At 63.3% G+C, this 25,945-nt stretch carries 30 protein-coding genes; 13 read left to right on the top strand and 17 right to left on the bottom strand.

Annotated features, from left to right (window positions below; all coding sequences use genetic code 11):
- On the top strand, nt 1-897 hold an 897-nt coding region (locus A2J03_RS08595), incomplete at its 5' end, for a protein adenylyltransferase SelO family protein (protein ID WP_197480678.1).
- A gap of 9 nt (nt 898-906) precedes the next feature.
- On the opposite strand, the gene A2J03_RS08600 is transcribed toward A2J03_RS08595, so the two are convergent.
- The 4 genes from A2J03_RS08600 to A2J03_RS08615 form a co-directional block, all read right to left on the bottom strand.
- Nucleotides 907-1,818: an arginase family protein gene (locus tag A2J03_RS08600; RefSeq protein WP_068372156.1), complete on the bottom strand. Its 912-nt coding sequence runs from the start codon at nt 1,816-1,818 to the stop codon at nt 907-909.
- A gap of 127 nt (nt 1,819-1,945) precedes the next feature.
- Complete coding sequence (locus A2J03_RS08605; RefSeq protein ID WP_068372159.1) at nt 1,946-2,224, bottom strand: DUF3618 domain-containing protein; 279 nt, start codon at nt 2,222-2,224, stop codon at nt 1,946-1,948.
- Nucleotides 2,221-2,634, bottom strand: a complete 414-nt coding sequence (locus tag A2J03_RS08610; protein WP_068372162.1) for a phage holin family protein — start codon at nt 2,632-2,634, stop codon at nt 2,221-2,223. The genes A2J03_RS08605 and A2J03_RS08610 overlap by 4 nt, the downstream gene beginning before the upstream one ends.
- Nucleotides 2,631-3,698, bottom strand: coding sequence for a YihY/virulence factor BrkB family protein (locus A2J03_RS08615; protein WP_231912439.1), 1,068 nt, complete (start codon nt 3,696-3,698; stop codon nt 2,631-2,633). Before A2J03_RS08615 ends, A2J03_RS08610 begins: the two co-directional genes overlap by 4 nt.
- A gap of 133 nt (nt 3,699-3,831) precedes the next feature.
- On the opposite strand from A2J03_RS08615, the gene A2J03_RS08620 reads away from it, so the two are divergent.
- Entirely contained in the window at nt 3,832-4,893 is a 1,062-nt protein-coding gene (locus A2J03_RS08620) for an NAD-dependent epimerase/dehydratase family protein (protein ID WP_068372166.1), read from the top strand.
- The gene (locus tag A2J03_RS08625; protein ID WP_068372169.1) at nt 4,893-5,279 is read left to right on the top strand and encodes an ankyrin repeat domain-containing protein; all 387 of its coding nucleotides are present in this window, start codon (nt 4,893-4,895) and stop codon (nt 5,277-5,279) included. Before A2J03_RS08620 ends, A2J03_RS08625 begins: the two co-directional genes overlap by 1 nt.
- 43 nt (nt 5,280-5,322) lie before the next feature.
- On the opposite strand, the gene A2J03_RS08630 is transcribed toward A2J03_RS08625, so the two are convergent.
- Together A2J03_RS08630 and A2J03_RS08640 are read right to left on the bottom strand one after the other, a co-directional pair.
- Nucleotides 5,323-7,497, bottom strand: coding sequence for a catalase (locus A2J03_RS08630; RefSeq protein ID WP_082897694.1), 2,175 nt, complete (start codon nt 7,495-7,497; stop codon nt 5,323-5,325).
- A 153-nt stretch (nt 7,498-7,650) separates the two neighbouring features.
- Nucleotides 7,651-8,091, bottom strand: coding sequence for an SRPBCC family protein (locus tag A2J03_RS08640; RefSeq protein ID WP_068372175.1), 441 nt, complete (start codon nt 8,089-8,091; stop codon nt 7,651-7,653).
- 255 nt (nt 8,092-8,346) lie between these two features.
- On the opposite strand from A2J03_RS08640, the gene A2J03_RS08645 reads away from it, so the two are divergent.
- Nucleotides 8,347-8,790 (top strand): Hsp20/alpha crystallin family protein, encoded by a 444-nt coding sequence (locus A2J03_RS08645; RefSeq protein WP_068372285.1) that lies wholly within the window; start codon nt 8,347-8,349, stop codon nt 8,788-8,790.
- Nucleotides 8,791-8,850: 60 nt separating this feature from the next.
- Here the strand turns inward: A2J03_RS08645 and A2J03_RS08650 are convergent, their stop codons facing one another.
- Nucleotides 8,851-10,092, bottom strand: coding sequence for an EAL domain-containing protein (locus A2J03_RS08650; protein ID WP_231912440.1), 1,242 nt, complete (start codon nt 10,090-10,092; stop codon nt 8,851-8,853).
- Between the two features lie 130 nt (nt 10,093-10,222).
- Between A2J03_RS08650 and A2J03_RS08655 the strand changes: the two genes are divergently transcribed.
- Entirely contained in the window at nt 10,223-11,527 is a 1,305-nt protein-coding gene (locus A2J03_RS08655; RefSeq protein WP_068372178.1) for a serine/threonine-protein kinase, read from the top strand.
- Nucleotides 11,528-11,556: 29 nt separating this feature from the next.
- Here the strand turns inward: A2J03_RS08655 and A2J03_RS08660 are convergent, their stop codons facing one another.
- Nucleotides 11,557-13,767 (bottom strand): putative bifunctional diguanylate cyclase/phosphodiesterase, encoded by a 2,211-nt coding sequence (locus A2J03_RS08660; protein WP_068372181.1) that lies wholly within the window; start codon nt 13,765-13,767, stop codon nt 11,557-11,559.
- A gap of 153 nt (nt 13,768-13,920) precedes the next feature.
- A complete protein-coding gene (locus tag A2J03_RS08665) occupies nt 13,921-14,595 on the bottom strand; it encodes a TetR/AcrR family transcriptional regulator (RefSeq protein ID WP_068372184.1) in 675 nt (224 codons plus the stop codon).
- Between the two features lie 66 nt (nt 14,596-14,661).
- Between A2J03_RS08665 and A2J03_RS08670 the strand changes: the two genes are divergently transcribed.
- Nucleotides 14,662-15,801, top strand: a complete 1,140-nt coding sequence (locus A2J03_RS08670; protein WP_068372291.1) for an FAD-dependent oxidoreductase — start codon at nt 14,662-14,664, stop codon at nt 15,799-15,801.
- Here A2J03_RS08670 and A2J03_RS08675 read toward each other — a convergent pair.
- Nucleotides 15,785-16,189, bottom strand: coding sequence for a cupin domain-containing protein (locus A2J03_RS08675; protein ID WP_068372188.1), 405 nt, complete (start codon nt 16,187-16,189; stop codon nt 15,785-15,787). The genes A2J03_RS08670 and A2J03_RS08675 overlap by 17 nt on opposite strands.
- Before the next feature lie 53 nt (nt 16,190-16,242).
- Between A2J03_RS08675 and A2J03_RS08680 the strand changes: the two genes are divergently transcribed.
- The 3 genes from A2J03_RS08680 to A2J03_RS08690 all read left to right on the top strand — a co-directional run bounded on the left by A2J03_RS08680 (nt 16,243) and on the right by A2J03_RS08690 (nt 17,958).
- Nucleotides 16,243-17,217, top strand: coding sequence for a GlxA family transcriptional regulator (locus A2J03_RS08680; RefSeq protein ID WP_068372191.1), 975 nt, complete (start codon nt 16,243-16,245; stop codon nt 17,215-17,217).
- 105 nt (nt 17,218-17,322) lie between these two features.
- The gene (locus A2J03_RS08685) at nt 17,323-17,568 is read left to right on the top strand and encodes a DUF3263 domain-containing protein (protein ID WP_068372194.1); all 246 of its coding nucleotides are present in this window, start codon (nt 17,323-17,325) and stop codon (nt 17,566-17,568) included.
- 126 nt (nt 17,569-17,694) lie between these two features.
- Nucleotides 17,695-17,958 carry a hypothetical protein gene (locus A2J03_RS08690; RefSeq protein ID WP_068372197.1) on the top strand — a complete coding sequence of 88 codons (264 nt, stop codon included), beginning with the start codon at nt 17,695-17,697 and terminating at the stop codon, nt 17,956-17,958.
- Here the strand turns inward: A2J03_RS08690 and A2J03_RS30430 are convergent.
- Nucleotides 17,892-18,311 carry an HNH endonuclease gene (locus A2J03_RS30430; protein ID WP_231912448.1) on the bottom strand — a complete coding sequence of 140 codons (420 nt, stop codon included), beginning with the start codon at nt 18,309-18,311 and terminating at the stop codon, nt 17,892-17,894. The genes A2J03_RS08690 and A2J03_RS30430 overlap by 67 nt on opposite strands.
- Between A2J03_RS30430 and A2J03_RS31565 the strand changes: the two genes are divergently transcribed.
- From A2J03_RS31565 to A2J03_RS08705, 3 genes are all read left to right on the top strand, one after another.
- Entirely contained in the window at nt 18,256-18,606 is a 351-nt protein-coding gene (locus tag A2J03_RS31565; protein ID WP_231912449.1) for a hypothetical protein, read from the top strand. The genes A2J03_RS30430 and A2J03_RS31565 overlap by 56 nt on opposite strands.
- Nucleotides 18,607-19,140: 534 nt before the next feature.
- Nucleotides 19,141-19,521, top strand: a complete 381-nt coding sequence (locus A2J03_RS08700) for a histone-like nucleoid-structuring protein Lsr2 (RefSeq protein WP_068372202.1) — start codon at nt 19,141-19,143, stop codon at nt 19,519-19,521.
- 265 nt (nt 19,522-19,786) lie between these two features.
- Nucleotides 19,787-20,065: a hypothetical protein gene (locus tag A2J03_RS08705; protein ID WP_231912441.1), complete on the top strand. Its 279-nt coding sequence runs from the start codon at nt 19,787-19,789 to the stop codon at nt 20,063-20,065.
- A 20-nt stretch (nt 20,066-20,085) separates the two neighbouring features.
- Here the strand turns inward: A2J03_RS08705 and A2J03_RS32005 are convergent, their stop codons facing one another.
- A complete protein-coding gene (locus tag A2J03_RS32005; RefSeq protein WP_068372208.1) occupies nt 20,086-20,397 on the bottom strand; it encodes a hypothetical protein in 312 nt (103 codons plus the stop codon).
- A gap of 197 nt (nt 20,398-20,594) precedes the next feature.
- Here A2J03_RS32005 and A2J03_RS08715 point away from each other — a divergent pair, with 197 nt between their 5' ends.
- Nucleotides 20,595-20,993: a helix-turn-helix domain-containing protein gene (locus tag A2J03_RS08715; RefSeq protein WP_231912442.1), complete on the top strand. Its 399-nt coding sequence runs from the start codon at nt 20,595-20,597 to the stop codon at nt 20,991-20,993.
- Between the two features lie 605 nt (nt 20,994-21,598).
- Here the strand turns inward: A2J03_RS08715 and A2J03_RS08720 are convergent.
- From A2J03_RS08720 to A2J03_RS08740, 5 genes are all read right to left on the bottom strand, one after another.
- Nucleotides 21,599-22,366 carry a TetR family transcriptional regulator gene (locus A2J03_RS08720; RefSeq protein WP_068372211.1) on the bottom strand — a complete coding sequence of 256 codons (768 nt, stop codon included), beginning with the start codon at nt 22,364-22,366 and terminating at the stop codon, nt 21,599-21,601.
- Between the two features lie 46 nt (nt 22,367-22,412).
- Nucleotides 22,413-23,198: an SDR family NAD(P)-dependent oxidoreductase gene (locus A2J03_RS08725; RefSeq protein ID WP_068372297.1), complete on the bottom strand. Its 786-nt coding sequence runs from the start codon at nt 23,196-23,198 to the stop codon at nt 22,413-22,415.
- Nucleotides 23,195-24,187 (bottom strand): NmrA family NAD(P)-binding protein, encoded by a 993-nt coding sequence (locus tag A2J03_RS08730; protein WP_068372214.1) that lies wholly within the window; start codon nt 24,185-24,187, stop codon nt 23,195-23,197. Before A2J03_RS08730 ends, A2J03_RS08725 begins: the two co-directional genes overlap by 4 nt.
- A gap of 153 nt (nt 24,188-24,340) precedes the next feature.
- A complete protein-coding gene (locus A2J03_RS08735; RefSeq protein ID WP_068372217.1) occupies nt 24,341-25,207 on the bottom strand; it encodes an AraC family transcriptional regulator in 867 nt (288 codons plus the stop codon).
- A gap of 63 nt (nt 25,208-25,270) precedes the next feature.
- Nucleotides 25,271-25,891 carry a class I SAM-dependent methyltransferase gene (locus A2J03_RS08740; RefSeq protein WP_068372220.1) on the bottom strand — a complete coding sequence of 207 codons (621 nt, stop codon included), beginning with the start codon at nt 25,889-25,891 and terminating at the stop codon, nt 25,271-25,273.
- Nucleotides 25,892-25,945 lie beyond the last annotated feature (54 nt).

The raw sequence follows: 25,945 nt of genomic DNA on the forward strand, positions 1-25,945 counted from the left end.
TTCGAGTTCGCGGTTCGCCGAGAGGGCGCACTGGGTCCACTCGCGGATTACGCGATCGCGCGTCACAACCCCGAGCTCGCCGATCGGCCCGACCGCTACCTCGCGTTCTTCGAAGCGGTAGTCGAAGCGCAGGCGTCGCTGGTGGCGCAGTGGATGCTGGTGGGCTTCGTGCACGGCGTCATGAACACCGACAACACCACCATTTCCGGAGAGACCATCGACTACGGGCCGTGCGCGTTCCTCGACGCGTACGACCCCGCTGCGGTGTTCAGTTCGATCGACCAGCGTGGCCGCTATGCCTTCGGGAATCAGCCCGCGGTGCTGACATGGAACCTGGCTCGGTTCGGCGAAACTCTTCTCGGACTTGTGGCCACCACCCCGGACGACGCCATCTCGTCGGTGACGGCGGTTCTGGAGTCCTTCTCCACGCGTTACGACGCTCACTTCGCGGCCGGGATGGCCGCCAAGCTCGGCCTCGGAGGCGATACCGGCACACTGGTCGAGGATCTGCTGACGATCATGGAGGACAACCGAGCCGACTGGACCGGCACCTTCCGCGCACTTGCCGACGAACTTCGAGGCAATCCGATCCCGCTGGATGCGGTGGTTGCCCGCGAAAACATCGGGCCATGGCTCGAGCGCTGGCGCGGAGAGCTCGCGGGCCAGGACGTCTCGACCATCGCCGACGCCATGGACCGCGTCAATCCGGTGTACATACCGCGCAACCACCGTGTCGACGCTGCGCTTCGTGCCGCGACCGACGGCGATCTAGGACCGTTCGAGGCGCTCTTGGACGTCGTGACGCACCCGTACGAACGCCGTGACGCGTGGTCGGATTACGCCGGTGCCGCACCGGACGAATTCAGTGCCGGGTTCCAGACTTTCTGTGGGACGTGACGGCCCAGCTCAGAGGGCGGAATGCGCGCTCAACACATCGGCGATGGTGCGGGCGAACCGCGGGAGCAACTCGGGTACTCCGGCGGATCGGGTCGGATTGATCTCGCCGATCGTCAGGACTCGCCATCGAGGGTCGGCGATCAGCACGGCCAGCGAATCGGCGAGTTGATCGAGCGTGGGACCGACGTTTCGTCCACTGGTGTTCTCCGACAGTGGAGCATCGGTGAAGTCGAGGACATCGACGTCCACGTGAACGGCGAACACCTCGTCGGGTAGTGCACGGAGCGCGGCGTCGGCGGCGGTGAAAGGGTCGTCGACGAGTTCGAGCTGCGTCGTGACGGCGATGCCGAGACGCGCGAGATGCTCCCGCTCGAATTCCGTGGACTGCGTGGGGTCGACGCCGAGGAAGCTCAGGTGCCGTGCGTCGAGCAGCGGCGCGTGTCCGAGCGCATCGACGTACGCGGGAAGCGCGCCCGGCAGGTTCAGTGCGTGCGCCAATCCCATCCAGTCGAGTGCTCCCTCGTCCGTCGACTCGGGGGTGTTCATGTCGAAGTGCCGGTCCACGTAGACCAGGCCGGACGGACCAGAGGTGTGTCGCCTCAGCGCCGACACTGCGCCGGTTGCGATCGTGCAGTTGCCTCCCAGCACGAGAAGACGACGTCCGTCCCCCAGCGTGGTCGTGGCTGTGTCGGCCAGATGCACGACGGACTCGATCACCTGAGCTGCATTCTGCGCCCGCGGCTGTGCGGGGTCGGGGGTCCAAATCTGTTGCGGCAGATCACCGAGAGCGTGCACGTCGATGCCCACCTCGGTGAGCGCCGTCAACATACCGGCGTCACGGAGAGCCCGGGGTGCCTGATCCTGTCCTGCGGCGTAGCTTCCCGCGCTGCTCGGAACGCCGATCACACTCAGTGATGTCATCGCTCGAGTTCACCACTCACCTGAGATTCCTACTTCGGATCTTCGTTCGCGAGCCCGCGGTCACCGGTGGACCCGGCCGAGCACACTCGTCGCGACAACGGCTTGTAGAAGGCTTTGGACCCGGTACTCATCGCAGGAACCTCCTGGCACGCCGTCGTCGGAGCAGGACCGTCACGAGGACACTAGTCAGGACCGCTCCGACGATGCCGGCCACGATGTTCGGATTGTTCTTCACAGCGTCGGACGCCTTCGAAGCCTGCACCGTTGCTTCGTTGCGTACCCTGGTGGGAACATCAGCTTTGGCCGCGAGCGCAGATACGGTCTCGGCGAGCTCCGCGCGTTGTGCGTCCACACTCGGCTCAGTCTGATTGCTTTCGGCGGACGCGTCCGCATGCTTGTCGGTCATCGGATTCCCTTCTTGATTGCTGCGATGTCGTCACTGACACTGGCGGCGGTGTCCTGGGGAACCGGTGGCACTGCCTTCTTCGCCTTCGAGGCGCCGACGGCAGCGAGAATCCCGCCCAGCGCGAGCACGGCGACCGCGACGATCAGGGCGGCGAGCCATGCCGAGAGCACCGTTGCCAGTCCCAAGACCGCCGTCGCGATGAGTGTGGCGAGACCGAGGAACATGAGCATGGCGCCTGCTCCCGAGATGCCGATCCCGATTCCGACGCGTGTGCCCTTTTCTTTCATTTCGGCCATGCCCGCGTTGATTTCCGTCCGTACCAGCGTGCTGACCTGTTCGGTGAGCCGTTCCACCAGCTGGACAGTTGACATGTCGGCAGCTTGGCCGTTCCGAGTCGAATCGTGATTCATGTTCTCTCCTGACTGCTTTCGGGTGCTTGCGATTCACGCAGCCGACGCCCCTGCTCGACGACGTCCGCATCCTTCTTGTCGTTCTTGTCCGACACCCGGGTGTCGCGGGGCGGAAGTTGCAACCGCTCCTCGGCGACGATCCCAGCTTGTAGCTGGCGTCCCCGTTCGAGTTCGGAGTCCAACTCCGCACCGAACAGCAGCGCCAGGTTGGTGATCCACAGCCACAGCAGGAAAATGATTGCGCCCGCGAGCGATCCGTAGGTCTTGTTGTAGCTGGAGAAGTTTGCTACGTAGAACCCGAATCCGGCGGTCGCCAGAATCCATACGACGATGCCGACTGCGGCGCCGTAGCTGATCCACCTGAACTTCGGCTGTTGGATGTTCGGTGTGGCGTAGTACAGGATGGCCACGGCCAGGACCACTACTGCGAGCACCAGCGGCCACCGTACGATGTTCCATACCGTCAGCGCCGTCTCACCGAGCCCCACAATGTCTCCGACGGCAGCTGCGACGGGCCCGCTGATCGCGAGCATCACGGCAGCGCAGGCGATGAGAATCAACGCGATCAGTGTCACCAGGAGCATCACCGGGCGCAGCTTCCACACCGGCCGGCCCTCGTCGACCTCGTACATTCGGTTCATTGCGCGGCCGAACGCCCCGACATACCCAGAGGCGGACCACAGTGCACCCGCGACACCGATGATCAGTGCAAGTCCTGCGGTGGGTGCTTGGACCAACTGTTCGATCGGCTCACGCAACGTGTCCACGGCCGACGACGGACCGAGGTCTCCGACTATCTGCAACACCCCATCGACCGTCGCCTGCCCCTGCCCGAAGACTCCGAGCAGCGAGACGATCGCCAGTATCGCCGGAAACAGCGACAGCACAGCGTAATAGGTCAGTGCGGCAGCCAAGTCGGTGCACTGATCACGCGAAAACTCGCGTACGGTCTTCTTCAACACGAACAACCACGATGGTTTGGTCAGGTCGGTCGGCGAGTCGGGCTTACGCGGGTCGTCGGGATCGGCGTCGACTGGTGCGGATGACGTCGGATTATCTTTCACTCGGGCTTCATACCCGGACAGTAAGACTGGAAACACGGAAGTATGGACAACACGGGTTTGGACCATCGCGCAACGGGGATCCGAACAGGATGAACCACGAAGGCGTCGAAGTGCGTGAGAACCAGGTGAGACCGTGCGGATAGCGGTGACGGGTGCGACCGGAAATGTGGGCACCGCACTGTTGCGTAAGCTCGGCGCCGATACGGATGTGGTCGGTCTCGTGCGCCGCCCACCTGCACTCGCCGAACCGTACGACCGGGCGAGCTGGGTGTCGGTGGACTTGGCTTCAGATGACTCGGAAATCACGTTGACAGAGGTATTTTCGACTGTCGACGCCGTCGTACATCTGGCCGTCGCGTTTCAGCCGATGCGCGACCGCGACTATCTCGAACGGGTGAACGTCGGCGGCACGGCCAGGGTGACGCGTGCATGTGCAGCAGCGGGCGTCACGCAGCTGATCCACCTGTCCTCGGGCGGCATCTATGCCGCAGGCGCCTACGGCGTCGAGGTCGACGAGTACTGGCCACGATCGGGAGTACCGACGTCGACGTACAGCATGGACAAAGCGGCGGCCGAGCTCGTGCTGGACGAATTCGAGAGCGCACACCCGGAAGTAACGGTTGCACGATTACGTCCCGGGCTGATCGGTCAGTACGAGTTCGGCAGTGCCATATTGAGATACGCGCTTCCCGACATCGTTCCTTCCTCGGTTGTGGACCACCTTCCTGTCGTGCCGATCGACCGCACGTTCGCGGTCCCGGCCGTGCACTCCGGCGACGTCGGCGACGCGGTGGTCCGAATACTGGACAGACGCGCGAGTGGGCCGTTCAATCTGGCCGCGCCGACCCCGGTACGTGCCGAGGATGTCGCAGATGCGCTGGGCGCGCGAATCGTTCCCACGTCACATCGGATTCTGTCCGCTGCCGTACGAGCAGGATTCGCGGCGCACGTGCTACCTGTCCACCACGGTTGGGTCGATCTTGCGTTTGCGACGCCGTTGCTCGACACCGCCCGAGCGCAACGCGAACTCGGGTGGATGCCGACCGTCGACGGACCCGAAGTGCTGCGAGAAACGGTGCGCGGCATGCGGGAACGCGCGCACGCCGCAAGCCCACCGATGCGCAAGAGAACGACCGCGGACCGAGTGCGTTCGTTCGGCCGACGAGGCTTCGTCTCGCGGGGGAGGCCCTCGTGATGGACGACGAACTTCTGGCTGTGTTTCACCGCGCGTTCGACAGTGCACGAAGCGGAGATGCCCTGTGGCTGCGGGCGTTCGTCGAGGCGGGTGGGTCGGTCGATCTGACCAATGACAAGGGTGACACTCTGTTGATACTGGCGGCCTATCACGTCCACCCCGACACGGTGTCGGTGCTGCTCGAGCTGGGTGCCGAGGTCGACCGGGTCAACGACAACGGCCAGACAGCGTTGGCAGCGGCTGTGTTTCGCCGTTCCGAGTCGATCGTCGGTGCCCTGCTCGCCGCTGGGGCGGACCCGGCAGCGGGAGCCCGGTCGGCGGACGCGATTGCGCAGTTCTTCGAACTGCCCGAGATGGCCGCGCTGCTCAGCCCGGCGAGTGAGTAGTTGCGTTCGACGGCAACTGCCCACTCACCGGGTGCGCCATGTCCTACTTTCGGGTCCGCTTCGCCCTGACCGCCGGCTTCGTCTTGACTGCAGCCTTGACGGAAGCCTTGGCCCCGACAGCCGGCTTCGACTTCGCAGGCGCGACCTCCGATGCCATCACCGCTGCGGCGCGATCCCACGCCCGGTGCAGGCCGACTGCGGAGAGCACCGCGTCGTTGAATGCCTTCACAGCTGTATCGCCGACGACGACGCCGGGATCGGTCGTCCCGATGCCCGCTCGTTCGAGGATCGCTGTTCCGTCACCCCATGCTGCGATCGCTTTGCAGTGACGAAATGCTTCCTGCAGCAACAGCATCAACTTGATATCGGTCGACGGCGTTGTTCCGCCTGCGACGACGAATGCGTCGAATTCGATCGATCGGACCGTCAAGAACGTGCGCTCGACGACCTGGGTCCTGACGCCCTTGCCGAGCACGCCACCGGCCGCGGCGATGACGTGTACCGTCGCCCCGCGCCGCGCGGCGGCCGTGCGGAGCTTGCCGATGCCCGACAGGTCGGATCCCGAGTCGGCGATGACACCGATCTTTCGGCCGGCGATGGGTCCCGGTGTGTCGATGACCTGTGACAGCGCGGGCGAGATGAACACGTCGTCCAGCGGCGTTCCGGTCGGTGCGGGGAGCCCGAGTCCGGCGGCGACGCGCTCGCACAGGTCGGTATCGACGTTGGCGAGGACGGCGAGTTCGCGTTCCTTGATGGACTGCTCGAATACCTTGCCCAGTTCGAAGGTGAAGGCTTCGACCACGTGGTCCTGCTCGATCGCGGTGAGGCTGCGGTAGAACATCGTCGACTGGGTGAAGTGGTCGTCGAAGGACGCCGGGTTCGCCCGCACCGCCCGACCCTCGATGATGCGTTCGGTCTGCACGTAGCCGTGATCGCTCGCCCCTGCTACTTCTGGTTCACCGCCGTCGACGGTATTGCTCAGGTACGGGGCGAGTCCGGTGTGCACTGCGGTCTGGTGCATACCGTCTCGCAGCATGTCGTTGACCGGTGCGTGGGGCCGATTGATGGGAAGCTGCGAGAAGTTCGGTCCCCCCAAGCGGGTGATCTGTGTGTCCAGGTACGAGAACAGCCGTGCCTGCATCAGTGGATCGTTGGTGACCTCGATGCCGGGGACGAGATGTCCGGTGTGGAACGCGACCTGCTCGGTTTCGGCGAAGTAGTTCGTGGGATTTCGGTCGAGGGTGAGCTTGCCGATCGGCTGCACCGGAACCAGTTCTTCCGGAACGAGTTTCGTCGGATCCAGCAGATCGATCCCTTGGAAGGTGTTGGTGCCGTCGTCGGGCATGACCTGGATGCCGAACTCGTACTCGAGTGGGGCGCCGGCCTTGATGCCGTCGGCCATGTCACGACGGTGGAAGTCCGGGTCGACCCCGGCAGCGATCTGGGCTTCTTCCCATACCAGCGAGTGCACGCCGGCGACAGGCTTCCAATGGAACTTGACGAGCGAGGTCTTGCCGTCGGCATCGACGAGCCGGAAGGTGTGGACGCCGAAGCCTTCCATCGTTCGATACGACCGCGGAATCCCACGATCGCTGATGTTCCACATGACGTGGTGGGTTGCCTCGGTGTGGAGAGAGACGAAGTCCCAGAACGAGTCGTGTGCCGATTGTGCCTGCGGGAGTTCGATGTCCGGCTGTGGCTTTCCCGCGTGAATGACGTCCGGGAACTTGATTCCGTCTTGGATGAAGAAGACGGGGATGTTGTTCCCGACGAGGTCGAACGTGCCTTCGTCGGTGTAGAACTTGACGGCGAAGCCGCGGGTGTCGCGCACCGTGTCTGCGGATCCACGAGAGCCGAGAACCGTCGAGAAACGCACGAAAACAGGCGTTTTGCGGCCTCGGTCGGCAAGGAATCCAGCCTTGGTGACGGTCTTGGCCGAGCCGTAGGACTCGAAGGTTCCGTGCGCTGCTGCGCCGCGGGCGTGTACGACGCGCTCCGGAATCCGCTCGTGGTCGAAGTGGGTGATCTTCTCGCGAAGATGGAAGTCCTCGAGCAGTGTGGGCCCGCGCTCACCGGCTTTGAGCGAATGATCGGTGTCGGGAAGGCGCAGACCCTGGGCCGTGGTGAGGAAGTCTCCGGACTGCGCGCGGCTGTCGTTCGACCCGGTGGGACCGACGGGTGCGGGCGCAGATTGGTCTGGTCGAGGTATCGGAGGCATGGACGCCAACTTTCGTCTGGGAGGGTTCGCGGGCGCTCGGGGACGGAATCGATCGATCGACCGTAAGAACATCTGGTCGTGACTTCCGACTGCGGCTACTGCTCAACCACGCCTCGACGTTGTACCCGATCCGAGGTGTTCCAATCGTGTCGATCAGCCCGGGCTGACACTTCTCTCGGCGAGCAATGCGAGCCGACGCAGGGCTTCGGTGTTTCGGGGATGGACGAGTACGTGCTGGACCGAGTCGGGGATCAGGTTGAACGGCGCCGTCAACGCATCCTCGATCATTTCGATACGGCATCCCGTGGCGAGCGGAGTCAGCCGCAGGGTGATGTGTGCTTTGCCGAAGGGCATCGCCCTGGCTTCCAGCTCGAGCTCGCGACCGTCGTGACCGCCCAACGACCTCGTGTAGTCGCTCAACACTACCGGCCATACGCCGACGGAGTGGTGAATCTTGGATCCTTCGGACGGCCAGGCCGGATCGACCGCCCGGATGCGGGAGGCGCCGACCACCCACGTCGCATAGTTCCAGCCGTCGGACAGCACGCTCCATACCTCGTCGCAACTTGCCGTGGTCTCTCGAACTGTCGCCATGTTCTCGCCCCTTCTGCCGGGATGAATGTCGCAGAGTGCGACGCCCGCCGCTTGCCGGGTGCCCGTCCTACAGGAATCCAAACTGCTGGTTCCAGGGCTGGGTTCGGACCTACTGTCGGGCAGCACTATTCGCTCGAAAATTCTCGAGGAAACCACTTGGCAGTCGACGGGTGAGAGTGCTAATTTCGTCATCGCACAGTGAAGTAGCAGCCCGCTACAGGGGCGGGTGCAACGTCAGTACAGGAGGTGGTTGCTGTGCTTCGCTTCGATCCGTTTCGTGACCTCGATTCCCTCACTGCAGGGATGCTCGGTGCGTCGTCAGGTTCGGACCGTGCCCCGCGTTTCATGCCGATGGACCTGTACAAGGTCGATGACCACTATGTTCTGAGCGCCGACCTGCCCGGCGTGGACCCTGGATCGATCGATGTCGACGTCGACCGTGGCACCCTGACGCTGACAGCGCACCGAACTGCACCGGGTAGTGAAGGCGTGCAGTGGATTTCCTCCGAGCGGTTCGCCGGGACGTACCGTCGTCAGCTCTCACTCGGGGAGGGGATCGACACCGAAAGAATTTCCGCCTCGTACGACAACGGTGTGCTCTCCGTGACCATTCCGCTCGCCGAGCGGGCGAAGCCGCGCAGGATCGAAATCGCGCGGTCCGAGAACTCCGAGTCCAGACGAACCATCGAAGCGTCGTAGGCGTCGAAGGCCGGGGACCGCCGCATCGTCCCCGGCCTCGTTTCGGCGTACGTACAGGCGTTACGCACTCAACCGATGTAGCAGGACGGTAGCTGCGTCGAGCACGACGTTTCGGTCGTATGTCAGCCGGTAGTTGTACGAGTGCCGCCCGTCATCGCTCGTGCCACGGTCCAAGCCGACCAGCGCCGCCGTCTGGAATGGGGCGACGACGATGATCGACCGTTCCAGGGCCAGCGGATCGGATGCATCGACGGTGACGGCGCGATAGCGCGCAGCTTCTCTGGCCGGGCAGGGCTCGAACACCGCGGTCAACGCTGTCCGACCGGCCAACTCGTCGAGGATGGCATCGAACGAGTGTCGGGCGCCGTGATCAGGCCCCCGGGTAGCAATGACGATCGCTGACGGCCCCATCGCGGCGGCAGTGCGCAGCAGCCCCATTTCCATCTCGTCGTACAGCGACCGACCGCTGCGTCGTGGCGCTCCGAGCGCGCTGACCACTCCGTACGGTGTCACTGCCGTCGGTACGCGGACCGTCACGGCCGGTTCCGGGTGGGCGGGGCGATGAGGAGTCAGTGTCTGCGTGAAATTGGGCAACGGACCAGGGGCGCCGTACAGCCAGCCCTGTCCCACGGTCGCGCCCATGTCCAGCGCAGTGTGCTCGTGCTCTTCGGTCTCGATTCCTTCGGCGAGAACGCGCGCGCCCGTCCGATCGGATTCCGCGGCGATTGCAGAGACGATCACCGCAGTCTCGGACGTCGATCTGCCCTGGACCATTCTCATATCGAGCTTGATGACGTCCGGCCGGATGAGAGGCAGCAACGCCAGGCTGGACGAGTCGGCACCGACATCGTCGATCGCGACGCGCCACCCCAGGTGACGAGCGTGCTCGACGGCTCGCAGCAGGCCCGCCGGGTTGCGCATCAAGTGGCGCTCGGTGATCTCGACCGTGATCGACAATGCGCCGGCCGCGGCGAGCAGAGCCGCCGAGTCGGCCGGAGGCGGGGCGTCGAGTGCGACCGGTTCCGCGTTGACGAACAAGACCATGTCGGGAGGCATGTGGGCGTCGAGTGCCCCGCGCAGAGCTGCGAGTCTGCACCGCCAATCGAAGGCAACCGTCGCGTTCATCACGTGGGCGGCCTCGAGCAATTCGATCGGGCTGGTCCACGGACTGTCCGCACACGGCCGGGTCAGCGCTTCGTAGCCCATGACGGCGCGGCTGTCGAGCGCAACAACAGGCTGATAGACCGGCTCGATTCCCACCGTGAGCGGCGTCACCGTCGACCGCGGCAGTGGCTGGCTCACGTTGCGCCTTCCTTCGAATCGGATTCGAGCAGCCCCCCAGCTCGCATCATCATGCCAAGCCGTCGAGGACAGGAACAGCGCCGGGCTATAGAGTGCCGACTACGCGTCAGGCAACGAACGGGAGTTCACGATGGCAGGCGGGGAGCCTCCTCTCGGTACGGATCTGTTCGCGGGCCGATATCGGCTCGGCGAGGTGCTCGGCCGCGGCGGGATGGCCGACGTGTATCGCGCCGACGACCAGGTGCTCGGTCGTTCGGTCGCAGTGAAGATCTTCAGGCACGGTCAGCCGCTGAGCGCACCGCGCATCGACGCCGAGACCCGGACTCTCGCTGCGCTGTCGCACCCGGGGCTCGTCACCTTGTTCGACGCAGGAACTGCATCCGACGTCCCATACCTGGTGATGGAATTCGTCGACGGCCACACGCTCGGAACGTACCGGTCCGGACATGCGCTTCGGCCTTCAGTGGTGGCCCGCATAGGTCACGACCTTGCCCAGGCGCTGTCGTACATACATGCTCGTGGAGTAGTCCATCGCGATATCAAACCGGCCAACATTCTGCTCGCGGGCTCACCCGAGGAGCCGACCGTCAAGCTCGCCGATTTCGGAATCGCCCGTATCGTCGATGCCGAAAGGCTGACCGAACACGGAACAACCGTCGGCACAGCACATTACGTCAGCCCCGAACAAGCCACCGGCGTCACTGCCGGCCCACCGTCCGACGTCTACTCGCTGGGTCTTGTGCTCATCGAGTGCCTGGTCGGTCGGATGGTGTTCGAGGGCAGTGCGGTCGCGGCGGCCGTGGCCAGGTTGCATCACGACCCAGCTGTCCCGATCGAGTTCGGCAGTCAGTGGTCCTCACTACTGACCGACATGACGTCCCGACGCCCGCAGGACCGGCCGTCGGCAGCCGATGTTGCGTTCCGTCTGCGGATGGTCGACACCCGTTCGCCCACGGCTACCGCGGTGATGGTAGTCCCGGCTGCGGTCCCAGCGGCCGTCCCGTTCGAACACGACGACGGTCGCCGACCAACTCGCGCTTGGGTTCTGCCGATCGCGGCCGTGGCCGCCTTGGCGCTGGCCCTCGCTCTCGGGTGGTCGGCATTCGAGACGGACGAGTCTCCACTCCTCGAGCCGACGGCGCCGTCCACCTCGGAGATTCTGCCGTCGCAGACAACCGCACAGGCCACTGTCGAGCCGGCGCCTGAGCCGGCGCCGGAGTCGGTGTCGCTTGCCCCCGCTTTCGTTCCGGCGCCCGTCCTTCCCGTGCCGGCGGAACCAGTGCCCACCGAACCAGTGCCAACCGAGTCAGTGCCGGCGGAAACCGCGAACCCGAACAACGGCGCACCCGGCAACAGTGGCAACGGCAACGGCAATGGCAACAGCGGCAACGGCAACAGCGGCAACGGCAACAACGGCAATGGCCGCAACAACTGACGCGCGTAGTAGTTGCGGAGGGACTCTGTCTAGGGGTGCGCGAACCGGTTCGCGCGAACGCTCCGCAGCATCTCTGTGGTGAGTTCGGCACTCTCCGGCCGTCCCATCAGATACCCCTGCGCGAGATCGCATCCTGTGGCCACGAGCGAATCGAACTGTGCCTGCGTCTCGACGCCCTCGCCCACAACGGTGACGTCGAATGCCTTGGCCAGAGCGACGATTGCCGCTACCACCGCTTGCGCGCGTGGATTGGGCAGCGCGGCGATATAGGACTTGTCGATCTTGAAGCACTCGAACATCGGGTACCGGTCGAGGTATGAGATCGAGCTGTGGCCCTTGCCCAGGTCGTCGAGGAGTAGCGCAACACCCATCTCGTGGAGTGCGGTGAGGGTGTCGGCGACACGTGCTGTGTCCGAGACCCAGGTCGTTTCGGTGATCTCCAGTCCGAGAGCGTGGGGAGGTAAGGCGGTTTCCTCGAGCACCGCAGCGACGTCGTCTGGGAATGCCGAGCTGCGCAACTGCAGGGCGCTGACATTCACCCGTATCGTAATGTCCCACACAGCACGCCACTGTGCGGCTTGACGGCACGCCGTCCGCAGCGCCCAGGATCCGAGAGCTGTTGCCAGTCCGGTTCGTTCGGCAACGGCGACGAACTCGGCCGGCGAGATCGCGCCGAGCTCCGGATGATCCCAGCGGGCCAACGCTTCGAGCGCGACGATCGTGCCCGACGCGATGTCGACGAGCGGTTGATAGTCAAGGGTCAACGAGCCGTGAGCGAGAGCGTGTCGGAGGTCGATCGACAGCAACCGGACGCGTTCGGCGTCGTAGATGTCGCCGGTGTCGAACACCGCGTAGCCACCGGTTCCGCTGTCCTTGGCGCGGTACATGGCCAGGTCGGCATGGTGAATCAGATCTCTCCGCGTGGTCCCTGGCTCGGACACGGCGATGCCGATGCTGACGCTGAGCGGGGTGGGTGCTTCACCGGAAGGCTGCGGTGCCGCGATCGCTGTCTCGATGTGATGAGCGAGTTCCTCGGCATGGGTGACGCTGTCGATGCCCTCGCAGATGACCAGGAATTCGTCTCCACCGAGCCGGGCGACGGTATCTCGCTCCCGGGTTGCCGCGGCGAGTCTCCGGGTGAACCGGACCAGCGCGAGGTCACCGGACTCATGCCCGAGACTGTCGTTGATGATCTTGAAGTCGTCGATGTCGAGCAGGAGAAGTGCCACCGACCCCGACTCCTCGTGGGCACGCGCCAACGCGTCGTCGATCACTTCGTAAGCGAGAGCGCGGTTCGGCAGGCCGGTGAGGGTGTCGTGCATCCCTCGTAGACGGAGCTGACTGTCCAGGTCGATGCGTGCGAGCGCTGTCGACAGGATACTTGTGATTGCAGTGAGGAAAGAGACCTCCCACTCTCGGTAGTCGCGCCGGTACGACGAGTAGATCGCGAGCGCTCCCCACGGGGCCGGTGTCGAGATGGGCACTGCGACGCCGCTGTGGAGCCCGAGACTGGTCATCGTTGCCGTGTTGAATCGGGTCTCCTTGTCCACATCGGCGCAGACCACCTGTGTGTTGTGCTTCAGGGCGTACCCGGCCAACGACTCGTCGCCGGCACGCACCACGGCGCCTTTTCCCAGCACACGAGTCACGGAGTCGACACGGAGGGTGCTGTCGGTAGGGGAGTCGTGACGAATGACCGCCGCGGATTCGACGCCGAGCAGCGAACCGGCCGCGGCGGTTGCGGCGGCCAGGAGTTCCGGGAGGTCGGCGTCGACGGCCAGCCGGCTGAGCTCGGCGAGTGCCTCCTGTTCGGCGGCGTAGTGCTGAGCTGTGACTGCGGCTGCCTCCAGTTCGGCGTCTCGCCGGTGTCCGACGGTGCGATCGCGGATGATCGTCGCGATCAGATCGGGTCGACCCTCCGCCCGACGGACGATGAAAGTGCAGACGGCGGCAGGTATGCCTGCACCGGTCACTTGATGCCGTAGCTCGCTGCGGCCTCGCCAGAACCCTTCGTCGCGCAACCCGCTCTCGGCCTCGTTCGCCACCTCCAGTCCGCGTGCGGTGAAGAACTGCGAAGTGGTCATCGGGGGGTCGGTGGGCAACTCGTCGAGACCGACGAGCGCCAGGCCGGAGGGGTTGACATAGACGACTTGTCCGATGAACTCGGAGAGGGCAACGAAGTCAGGGGACAGCTCGAGTAGCGCCCGCAGAATTGCCGGGTCGTCCATTGGGTCGGGCATAGGCCATCCGTTCGTATCCACACGGCATCAGTCCGCGACGCTGGGCGACGTCTTATCGTGTCAGGTCACAACAATAGGGAGACCTCTATGTCATCCGTCACGGTGTCATCGTCGCGCGGCGACATTATGTTTCCCCGGACGCTCGATATCCAATCATTTCCTGTGCGGAACGCGGCTCTCGATGCCAGCGAGGAAGTAGTCGATTCCGGCGAGGAATTGCATACGGTCGTCATGCTCGGGCATCTGCGCCGCTATCCGGTGAAGAAAGGGGAAGCGTGCAGGGTCCAGTTCGGTCCACCGGTGTGCGATCGCGGTGAGGACCGTTGTTCGGTCGGTCTCGTTCCCGTGCAGTCGGGCGTTCGCGGCGTTCTGCACGGCGACGCCGAGGATGTAATTCACCAACGCAGTGGTTGCGTCGAATAGCGCGCTCTCGGGCACACCCAACGCGTGAACCTGCGCGCCGACGACTTCGAGGATCTTTGCGGTAGCCGAGTGCCCGGTCTCGCGGGCGAGTTGAGCGCCGACCCATGGGCGCGCATCGATGGTGTCGAAGAGTGCGAGTGCAGTAGCTGTGATCGACTCCCGAGGGCTTGCTTCGACCGCCTTGTCGGCAAGGACTCGGGTCACTACGCCGTCGGTCGCAGCGTCGAGCAGTTCGCCCTTGTTTCGGACGTGCCAGTAGATCGCCCCGCTTCCCGTGGAAAGTCGGGCCGACAGCGCCCGGAATGTCAGAGCGTTCTCGCCCACTGCATCGAGGATCTCGATCGCTGCGTCGACGATCCGCTCATGAGACAGCGCCTCGGACCGTCTTTCGTTCTTGCGCGCCATTCGTTCATCTTGACATAACTGGAACGCTGTTCCAAGATTCGTTTGGAACAGCGTTCCAACGAAGGGATCATCGTGAAGATTGCCATCATCGGTGCGGGCCTCGGCGGCCTCACCCTCGCCCGTGTCCTCCGCCTCCACAACATCGACGCAACGGTGTACGAGTCCGAGGTGTCCCCAGCGGAGCGCACGCAAGGGGGTCAACTCGACATCCATGAGCTCGACGGCCAAGTCGCACTCGCCGCAGCGGGACTGACCGCAGAGTTTCAGGCGATCATCCATCACGGCGCGGAGGCAACTCGCGTGCTCGACAGTGCCGGTGTCGTTCTGTTCGATGAACCCGACGATGGCACAGGCGGACGCCCTGAGGTGCTGCGCGGGGATTTACGGAGGATTTTGATCGACTCCCTGCCGACCGGGATGATCAGGTGGGGCAAGAAGTTGATCGGCGTCGAGCCGCTCGGCGACGGCAGGCATGGCCTGAGATTCGCCGATGGATCCGCTTCTATCTCCGATCTCGTGGTCGGTGCCGATGGTGCGTGGTCGAAGATTCGTCCGCTGGTGTCCTCGGCGACGCCGGAATACGTCGGGACCACTTTCGTCGAAACCTATTCGTACGACGCCGACGAGCGGCACCCCGCCGCTTCGGCGGCTGTCGGCCGCGGAGCGATGTTCGCAATGAGCCCCGGCAAGGGAATCGCTGCGCACCGTGAGGCAGGGGGAATTTTGCACACCTACGTCGAGGTGAACCGTCCCGCCGAATGGGTCGACGGTGTCGACTTCACCGATGCTGCTGCCGCGAAAGCCTATGTTTCCGCCGAATTCGAGGGTTGGGCAACCGAACTCACCTCACTGATCGTCGACGCGGACAGCGCGCCGGTTGCGCGGATGATTCATGCGCTCCCGAACGACCACCATTGGGATCGGGTGCCTGGGGTGACGCTCGTCGGTGATGCCGCGCATCTGATGCCGCCGTCAGGGGATGGTGCGAACCTGGCGATGTTCGACGGTGCAGAACTCGGCAGGGAGATAGCTGAATACCCCGGTGACATCGAAACCGCCCTCGCAGCATACGAAGCCGCCCTGTTCCCGCGGAGCGCAGCAGCGGCCGTCGAGGCACACGAGACGCTGGATCGGTGCCTCGGTGATCGCGCTCCCTACGGCTTGATCGAACTGATCTCCGGCGCTGCTGTCATGGGTTTGTCGTGATGTCGCGGCCGGTCGTCGAACGAATATGAGCGGGAATGTCGTCGCTACGATCACCGGTGTTGACCGTGCTCGACGGCTCGAACAGTAGGACGGATGCGCCGTCGACGGAGGAAGGCTTGTGTTCGACTCCGCGCGGAACGGTGAACACCGATCCGGCAGCGAGGTGAACGACGCGTTCATGTCCCGGCGTTTCGCGTAGTGCGATGTCGATGTCGCCGCTGAGCACGTGAAAGAACTCGTCGGTGTCGACATGGCGGTGCCAGACGAATTCGCCTCGGATCTTGACGACTCGAACGTCGTAATCGTTGACGCGAGTGACGATGTGCGGGCTCCATTCGTCGGCGAATGTGTCGAGGACACGCTGGAGTTCCACGGGTTGCGTTGTCATGGATCCGATTCTGCAGGTCGTCTGGACATGGTTGTGAGTGCTATAAATTGCACGTGTCGAAAGAAAACTCTCACCCGAGAGATCATCGCGTGGTGGTCATCGTCGACGAGAATTCGAACCCGTTCGAGTTGGGCTGCGCAACTGAGGTATTCGGACTCGACCGGGCCGAGCTCGGTGGGAAGCTGTACGACTTTCGGCTGTGTGCCCCCGAATCGACGACGAGAATGCGTGACGGGTTCTTCTCGTTGACCTCGGTCGAGGACCTCGGGGCTGCAGACACCGCGGATACGCTGATCGTGCCCAATCGGCCGGACACCGAGGTGCCGCGCAGGCAAGAGGTGTTGGACGCGGTGCGGCGAGCTCATGACCGCGGAGCGCGGCTCGTCGGATTCTGTAGCGGCGCATTCACTCTTGCCGAGGCAGGAGTGCTCGACGGTCGTCGGGCCACCGCCCATTGGCAGTGGGCCGGTGTATTTCGCGGACGGTTCCCGCAGGTCCTCTTCGAGGAGGCCGTGTTGTTCGTCGACGACGGCGATATCCTCACTGCGGCTGGGAGCGCCGCGGCATTGGATCTCGGACTGCACGTGGTTCGTCGCGATCACGGTGTGGAGGTCGCGAACTCGGTCAGCCGCAGGTTGGTATTCGATGCCAACAGGGACGGCGGTCAGAAGCAATTCATCGAACGGCCGGTTCCGGCCCTGTCGTCGGAGTCGCTCGGTCCGCTCACGTCGTGGGCCGTGGAGCATTTGAGCGACGCGATCCAGGTGGCGGACCTTGCTCGGCAGGCCCACATCAGCGTTGCGACGCTGCATCGCCGATTCATCGCTCAGCTCGGTACGACTCCGCACGCATGGCTCACTCGCGAGCGCGTGCGGATGGCCTGTCGGCTGCTCGAGCGCGGCGATGCAGACCTGACTGCGATTGCGTCGGCCACGGGTGTGGGAACGACCACGACCCTGCGAACTCTGATGCGCCGAGAAACCGGCCTCACTCCGTCGGCGTACCGTCAGCGATTCGGTGGGCGGTGACCCTACGCGGTCGACGGCGTCTGTTTGCGTGCAGTTCACCACCGCGGTGATAGGTCGTCGTGTTCGGACCACGACTCGTAACGTGGGCACTGAACACTTCGGACCATGCAGACTCTGAGGCCCGCGATCGACAGCGAGCAGAATCGAATGCTGGATTTCGCACGGCTGTGGGCTCCGCACGGAGGCGGACCGTCCGAGGACATCATGGTGCGCTTCGGTCTGACATCCACCGAGTTCTTCACACGGCTGCAGTCGCTGCTCGAGCATGATGAGCAGACCGAACTTCTCACACCGGGCACCCGTGCTCTCGTCCTCGCATGCTGCCGACGACGGCTGTGGGTCGAGGCCTGATCTGTTTCACTACCGGAAACTCTCTGCAAGTTGCCAGCTTGATTTGCTTCTGGTTCACCTTTTGTCCATCTATCGTTAAGGCTGCCTCGGGACGCGAGGGAGTCGATCGATAGCTAGGCGGAGGGCATGGGCGACTACGCGGACGAGGAGCAAGCACGCGTGTTCGTCGATCTCCTCGGCCGCGAAATCGAGGATATCTCCGACCAGATCGAATGCGAAGAATTGCGCGCCCGTTCCGCTACGGCTCGCACGGACATGCCGACTTTCGAACGGCACCACACTACAGCCCTCGCGATGAGGTCGACCCTCTACGAGCTGCACCGTCAACTCCAGGCGCTGGACGTCCGGTTCCCCCGCTTGCGGATCCGCACGCCTCGTCCGCACGAGTGATGTGCGGCCACTGGAACCGCGTCGGCGAATAGTGTTCTATGCGGCGTGTTTTCGGCGACGGTGGTAGCTGGGCTGAGGCTTGCGGCTCGGATCTTCGGAGGCGGTGGGACGAGATACGGGTGACCGTCGTCGCCGATGACGAGTTCCCATTCGGTGGTGTGGATGATGCGATGGCACTCTCCACACACGAGCGCGAGGTTGTCCAGATCGGTGGCGCCCCCATGTTGCCAATACTCGACGTGGTGCACCTGGCACCATGCCGCGGGCCGGCCGCATTTCACACAGCATCGATCGCGGATGACGACGGCCTTGCGTTGCCCCGGCGTCGCGAGTCGAACACTCTTGCCGAGCATCAGCGGAACCCCGGCACGGTGCCGCAGCGTCGGCCGCAGCGTGGTGTGCGAGTTCCTGTGCACGTTCGGTGACAGCTCTGGCGGTCGACCGGGTAGCGACGTCCAGGAGCACTCGCACCACATCCGTCTGGGCGGAGTTGGTCAGGGTGGGCTCGGACAGAACGACGAGGGCCAAGCCGTCGGCGATAGCTCTGGCATGGACAGCATGGATGGTCCCGTCGATCAACGCGTCGGCAACCGTTCGGCGTTCGCCCAACCAGTATCCGAGGGAGATCTGCTTTTCGGCGTTTTTTGAACTCAGGGATTCGAACCGCGTTGGCGTACCAGCGCTTCACCGAACCCTGGCCAAGTTTCTTTGCAAGCCGACGACGGTCGGCAGCGGCGAGCATTGCCATCTTCGCGGCGGCCAGGTATTTCTCGGTGGCATCGACGTGCGCGAGTCCGGACACGATCTCCTGATCGGAGAGCGTGTGTGCGGTGGTGAAGTCCCCCAACTTCGTCATGCCACGCAAGCTACAACGCACTACCGACAAGAAGTTGCGGGCGCGGAGGCGTCGGATACTCCGTGGCCGAATCATCGCTCTGTTGCCTCTTGCTCGAGCATGCATGTAGTTCTACCGCTAAGGAAATTCTCAGCCCTGCGAAATACTTCGGCCGATAAAAAACCGGTGGGTCTGCAAAGAGGAATTCGTCGGTGACAATGCGGGTAGACCGACTGGCTTTCATATCGAAATGAGAAGAATGTGTCAGGACGCCTCCCCGGAATTCAGTCGTAAGCGGTAGTTGGCTAACCTGGTAGCTATTCCCTCGACACGAAAGGTCTCGCACTGTGGCTAAGCAAGTCATCTATGAATTGGTCGACGACATCGACGGCACCTCTATCGACGAGGGCCAAGGCGAGTCCATCGAGTTCTCACTCGACGGCGTCGACTATGTCATCGATCTGAAGAACAAGAATGCCAACGATTTTCGAAAGAAGCTCGACTACTATGTTGGCTTCGCCACGCGCGTAGGTGGGCGCAAGCGCAAGGTTGCATCGGCAGGCGCCGTCGCCAGTGCCGGCGCGCCCGCGCAACCGGCCGCCGCCACGAAGCGTGACCCTGCGCAGACGCGTGCAATCCGCCAGTGGGCTGCGGATAGTGGATATGACATCAACGATCGCGGCCGAATTCCGGCAGAGATCGTGGAGGCGTACGAAGCAGCGAATTAGGACGGTCGAGCCGGTGCCGGTCCGCAAGGTGGTGCTGGCTCGATCGGCAGTGCTTCCCTGCTCTCCGAGACCTCTCATCGGATTCGGTTGCTTCCGTACGGGTTCGGTCGCCTGACAACTCGTGCACAGCGCGGAATGTCGTTCGTCGCACCCGGGCAGGTCATGATCACCGACTTCAGTTTCTCCAGATTCGGTAACGTCCACCTGCCCTTGCCCGACGTGACAGTTACGACTGTCGACGAAGGGTGTAACGAGCATGAGGAATATGAGCCGACGAATTGCGGTCCTCACCGGCATGATGGCGCTGCCGATCGCAGCGGGGGCCACTGTCGGTGTGGCGACCGCGACCGCCGATCCCTGGCATTACGGACCGGTTTACCGATCCGAATCCTCCGGCGAAGGTGGGCGGTATTTCTGCAACAAGGCCCAGTCGCTCGAGCAGGCGACGCAGTCGATCGTTCTGGTGCCGTGCACCAATGAACCGAACACCGATGTCTGGTACCGAATCGTGGTGAACCCGTACAACTGGGGGTGGAGCGGGTAGAGGCAGCGCGGTGCGGCCGGTCAGGCCATCGGTTCGCGTGTCAGGCGGAAGCCTTTGTTGCCCAGAACGACACCGAGTAGGGCGCCGAGCCCTGCGCCGACGAGGGGGAGGACGCTCGCCCACCAGTCGAAGACCAGCCCGGCGCGAACCTCGAACGAGATGTCCATGGTTGTCTCGTAGGCTCTGCTCATTTCTACGCCGGGCAGGGGTTCGTAGACACCGTTGTATTCGACTTCGGGCGCGAAGAAGGTCTCCTGGATCAAGTCCGAGAGCATCGGCAGCAGACCCACTGTGAGGCCGAGCGCCATGAGCAACAACACGAGTGCACGCATGGGTGAAGGGTACGTAACCTCCGCAAGAATCTCACGTGGCTGCAGTAGACATCAGGCCTGCGCCGACGGTACTATTTTGCCGGACCGACGCTCGGTCAGCGCTAGATGCTGTCCGCTCGAACTGCCGGGGGTCGGTGGGCACTTCGGTGCTGTGTTCTTTTGCAGCAGCTCTCCTCGTGCCGGTCTCGAGTTCGAGCGTGAAGCACCCGAAGGGCATTGTGGATTCGCATATCAGTAGCGCTGGCGAGGATTCGGCCAGCGAGAAGTTCGACGACGAAAACTATCCCGCCTACAACATCGGCACGGCCGCGCAGATGCTCGGTGCGACGCCGGGTTTTCTGCGTAGCCTCGACGAGGCAAAACTTCTGTCTCCGCACCGATCCGAGGGTGGTCACCGGCGGTATTCGCGGTATCAACTCAGGATCGCGTCGCGCGTTCGGGATCTACTCGACGACGGTATGGCGCTCGAGGCTGCATGTCGCATAGTGCTTCTGGAAGATGAACTTGCCGATGCGCGCAGTCGTAACTCCGACTTGCAAAAGGCAATCGACCACCGTGAGAAGGCCGACGGGAAGGCTCCTGACAACAAGGTGTGACAGTCGCCTGGCTGTTCAGTTGATCTGGGTGCAGATAGTCGGAGGGCCCCGGTGCCGAAGCACCGGGGCCCTGGAGGGGAATTACTACCATCTGTTTCCACTTGCCTGAAGCAACTGCAATGTTCGCCCCGAAAATCTTGTCCATGCGGGCGAACTGACGATACGCAACTCCTTCCTTCTTCCAATTTCCAATTACACCTGCTCGACGGTGATGGTGCTGCCGTCGTCGTGCGTACTGCTCGCGGGCAGTTCGTTCTCTCCCGCGCCTTGCGATCTCTCTTTGTCTTACGTCAGAAACTATAGCCAGACCGATCCTGAATGTCTACTCCGACCGAGATAGATTTTTGATGTTGGTTGAGATCGGTTGTTCCGCTGGTCGCGGTCCTCCTGCATCCGGGCGAGGCGCCCGTACGCTCGGTTTCATGGAGACAGCACTGCTCGGGGCGGCGGGTTTGCAGGACTGCGTCGACTCCGGAACGGACTGCTTGCCAGGGTTCGGGTCCTTCCTGCTGCTCTACGGGGGTGGGTTCCTCGCCCTGCTCGTACGGGTTCCCATCTGTGTTATTTCGTCATCGTGGCTGGCCGCCGGCAACTCACAGGAACTATCAACTGACTTGGCCCCGCGGTGGCTTCTTTCCGTGAGATGCACCATCAGGTCGCGAAGGCGGGATCAGCAGGTGCACTCTTTCGACGAGGCCCAGTGCAGTGTTGGCATCGGCACCGTCGAATACTGCTGTGTGAATGCCGCGCATCGCGCCGGTGAGGAGGTGTGCTGCAGCGAATACGTCTGTATCACTGTCGATCTGATCCGCTTCGGTCGCAGCACGGAGCAGCTGGGCGATCGCATCTACGAAACTGTCGTGCCAACGTTCGGCTGAGCCCTCGGATTTCGGTACTCCGAGATTGCGGAACAGTACGTGGGTTCTCGGGGTGTCGTAGATGCTCGCTGCCGCGATACGAAGAAATGTCTGCAGCTGTTCGAGTGGGGTGTCCGGCCAGGTGGCGGCTGCCGATTTCTCGTGGATACGGTCTATCAGCACGGTCGCGGCGTCGTCGACGGCAGCCTGGAAGAGTTCACGCTTGGTGGGGAAGTGGTGGAATGCAGTTCTCGGTGCGAGACCGCATCGGAGAGAAACACTTTCGATCGTGATGTCCCCGTAATCGGCGTCCCGCAGCAGTTCCTGTGTGGCCTCGATCAGTCGGGCCGCTGCGGGCCCGGGTTCGTCGGTAGTCGACGACCCGGCCCAGCGATAGGGCGTCGTGGTGTGGATGCCCAGTGAGCTCGCCACTGCCGCCGGGCTCTCGGAACCGCCGAAAGCACGTGCGACGGCTTCCTGCCGATCAGCGAGTGTGAATCTGGAGACCCTGGCCATGCTCGTGACACTACATTCCTCGTCGGGTGCGGAGTCCGGCCCGAACCTAGTGGAGCATCCGCGCGAGGGTGGGCAGTAGAACTCGCGCGGGGACGAGACCCGCAGCGATCGCCTGAACAGTGTTTCGTCGGCCCGAGATCACCTGCGGGCGAGACCGTCTGGCGTCGAGTATGCGCATGGCAGTTGCGACGACCTCGGTCGGTGTTTGGTAGCTGCCGGCTGCTGCAGCGGTGTCTCCGATGACGTCGAAGAATTCGGTACGGGTCGGGCCTGGATTGAGCGCGAACACTCTGACTCCGTGTTGTGCTGCTTCGTACCACAAGGACTGGCTGAAGCTCAGCACGAATGCTTTGGCGGCCGCGTACACCGCGAGCGACGGGACGGGCTGGAACGCAGTCGTGCTGGCGACGTTGACGATGGTGCCGGTCGAGCGATCGATCATGCCCGGGAGGAACGCCGAGCAGATATCAACGACAGCGCGGATATCGACGGCGATGAGGCGCTCGAAGTCGTCGGCATCGCCGTCTGCGAACGGTCCCTGCACGGCGAACCCTGCATTGTTGACGACGAGATCGATCTGCTCGGGCACGACTTCGCGCAGTCGGCGTCCGCTCGATTCCTCGGACAGGTCCCAGGCCACTGTGCGGCAATGGATTCCGTGGATTTTCTCGAGCTCCTTTGCCAGGGTGGTGAGGCGGTCTTCTCGTCGTGCGACCAGTACGAGATCGGAGCCTCGGGCGGCCAGTGCTCGGGCGAACTCGGCACCGATTCCCGAGCTTGCGCCGGTGACCAAGGAGCGGCCAGGTCGGTAGCGAGAACCTCGGAGGTTCATCGGTCCGAACCGACGGGCGTGCACCCGAGCTCAGCGGCCGAACGGCGTGCGAACTCCTCGTACGACGTCGGTGTGTGTCCGAGCAGAGTCGGAAGAACCGTCAGGTCTCCGGCCGGTAGGCCGTGGCTGTCGTAGTAGGTCATCATCGTGCGGTACGCCTCGCGTGCGTCGGCGGGCCAATTCTTCATGTCACGAGGGTTCGACGCGGCCCTGGCACCGCGAACGAGGTGGCCGGCCGAGTGCAGCTTCGTCGATCGCACAGCATGCCCGACAACCGAGGCGAGTGCAGGCAACACGTTGAGTGAGTTCGTCAGGGACGAAGGGGGAATCCGAACGGCAGTCACCCGGTGGCCCAGCACGCGCGACCAGATCTGTGCCATCTCGTGGCGTGTGAGTTCTACCGTGGAGAGGTCGTAGGTGCGACTGGTGTGCGACCGCGGGTCGATCAGGATGTTCGCCGCGACCTCTGCGACATCGGCGACGTCGACAACACCCATGACGCTGTCCGGGGACACCGGGTACGGCATGACGCCCGCCTGCAGGAATTCCCATACTTCCAGGTAGTTCTGCATGTAGTGCGACGGTCTGAGCACCGTGGTGGGGATTCCGCTTTCACGCAGCAGACCTTCGGCGATGTCCTTCTGGTGATGGTGCGTCAGTTGGTGCAGGTGTGGATGGATAACGGAGTGGAATACGATGTGCTGCAGCCCTTTTGCAGGACCTGACGCAATCAGGTGTTCGATGATCGGTCCTTCGTCGATGATCTGAGTCGGTGCCGCGTGGTACAGGACGCCACCCCCCGTCAGGGCGGTATCGAGGGTCTCGGCCGACCTGAGATCTCCTACGACCACCTCGGTGGCCCCGTCCTGACGGGTGGTCGCAGCCTGGGCCGCATTCTTCACGACTGCACGAATGGGCACATTCTGTACTGCGAGTTGTCGGACCAGTAGACGTCCGACTCCGCCCGCTGCGCTTGTCACTGTGATCATCAGTCCTCCTCGGCGATGAGTGCGGCGGCTGCCTGGCTCATTTGCGAATATTGCATATTGAGTGCATATAACGCAAGAGATCGAGGTGGAATGTTCCGCTTCTGCGTGCAGTGCTGGGACTTGCCTACTGCAGATCGGATGGAGACCGCGGCCCTAGCGACGCTCCACCGGAATCCACAACTCGCCTTTACCCGAGCTCCAATCCTCGGACTTTTCGGTGATGGTCAGCAGCTCCGGCCCCGGCACCACCTGGTATGGATTGGACGGGAACCACTCGCTGAACGCGTCAGCCCACAGTTGTTGAAGTGCGTCGGTGAGGTTTCCCTGACTGGAGGCTTCGAATACAACCCACTTCGATGCAGGCACGCGCAGGTTGTCCCAGTCATCGTGATCGTGGCTCGCCGCCACGGCTAAGTAGTAGTCGAAGAGGCTTCCGTCCTCGCGTTCGGCCTCGAATCCAGCACTTACGAACAAGATTTCGGGAAGCTCCCGTACGTCGGCGAGCATCCGTAGCTGTTCCCCCGTTCCTGAGGGAAGGTTTCGGTGAAATTCGGTCATTGCGAGGTTCTCGCCCTGATACTTCAGCGGGATTCGTGTCTTCCTGCCGACGATCGAAAACTCCGGTAGATCTGCGATGCGGTATCGCATGGTGTGCTGCCCTCCGATAGTGAGATGAAATGACACGGTCTGCTGTGAACGAAGTACGGCTCCAGGGCGACGGGCCTGCGACGGGGTCATGCCGTTCATCTGCCGAAACGCGCGGCTGAATGCATCGCCCGACGAATACCCGTACTTCACGGCGACCTCGAGCACACCGGCTCCGTCGAGAATGTCCGCTGTAGCCAACGTCATTCGACGGTTTCGGACGTACTGCGAGAATGACATCCCGGCGAGGGCAGAGAACACCCGCCTGAAGTGATATTCGGACGAGAGAGTGATCCGTGCCAGGGTGGCTGGGTCTATCGCACCGTCAAGGTTGTCCTCGATGTATTCGAGTGCGGCGTTCCACTTTTCGAGCATCGCGTGTAGGCCTTCCTTCGTTCTGATCGAAACGATAGGGGCGGGTGCGGTGTCGAGTCTCGACTATTGCTGCCGCGAATTGTCGTCCGCATTCGTGAGTTCGGCCAGGATGGCGCCGTGGGGCCGGTACTCGAGTCCGGTGCGGGTGTGGGTCTCGGCGGTCGTGAACCCTGCAGCGTCGAGTTGAGCACTCAGCGCTCCGACAGGCCACCGGTACGCAGTGATGACCGCATGGTCGAATGGTCGAATGGTAGTGGCTTCGAAGAACCCGATCAGCAGTTTTCCGCCGGGCCTGAGCACTCTTGCGAATTCCTCGAAGGCGAATCGAATATCTCTTGGGTCGTGGTGAATCAGCGAATACCAGGCGAGTATCCCGGCGACGGAACCGGACTGCGCATCGAGATCCTCGGCCCGGCCGTCGTCGAACCGGCAGTTCGGGTAGGTAGTGCGTGCGAGTTCGACAAAAGCGTGAGTCGGGTCGATTCCCCGTACATCGACGTCGTGCGTGAGGAGGTGGTTGGTCCACTGTCCCGGGCCGCAGCCGACATCGAGAACAGGACCGCCGATCGACCGGGCCCAATCCGTGACGAGTTGCTTGTCGGACGGGTGCACCACCTCCATCGAACCCACTACGCGCACGTACTCCTCGGCGCGGTCGGCGTACGAGGCCTCGACATCTCCCATGTATGGAAGATAGTTCAGCGGTGCTGCTGCGAATTAACTCAGGCGCAGCTGTCT

This window comes from Rhodococcus sp. EPR-157 (assembly GCF_001647195.1).
GTDB lineage: Bacteria > Actinomycetota > Actinomycetes > Mycobacteriales > Mycobacteriaceae > Rhodococcoides.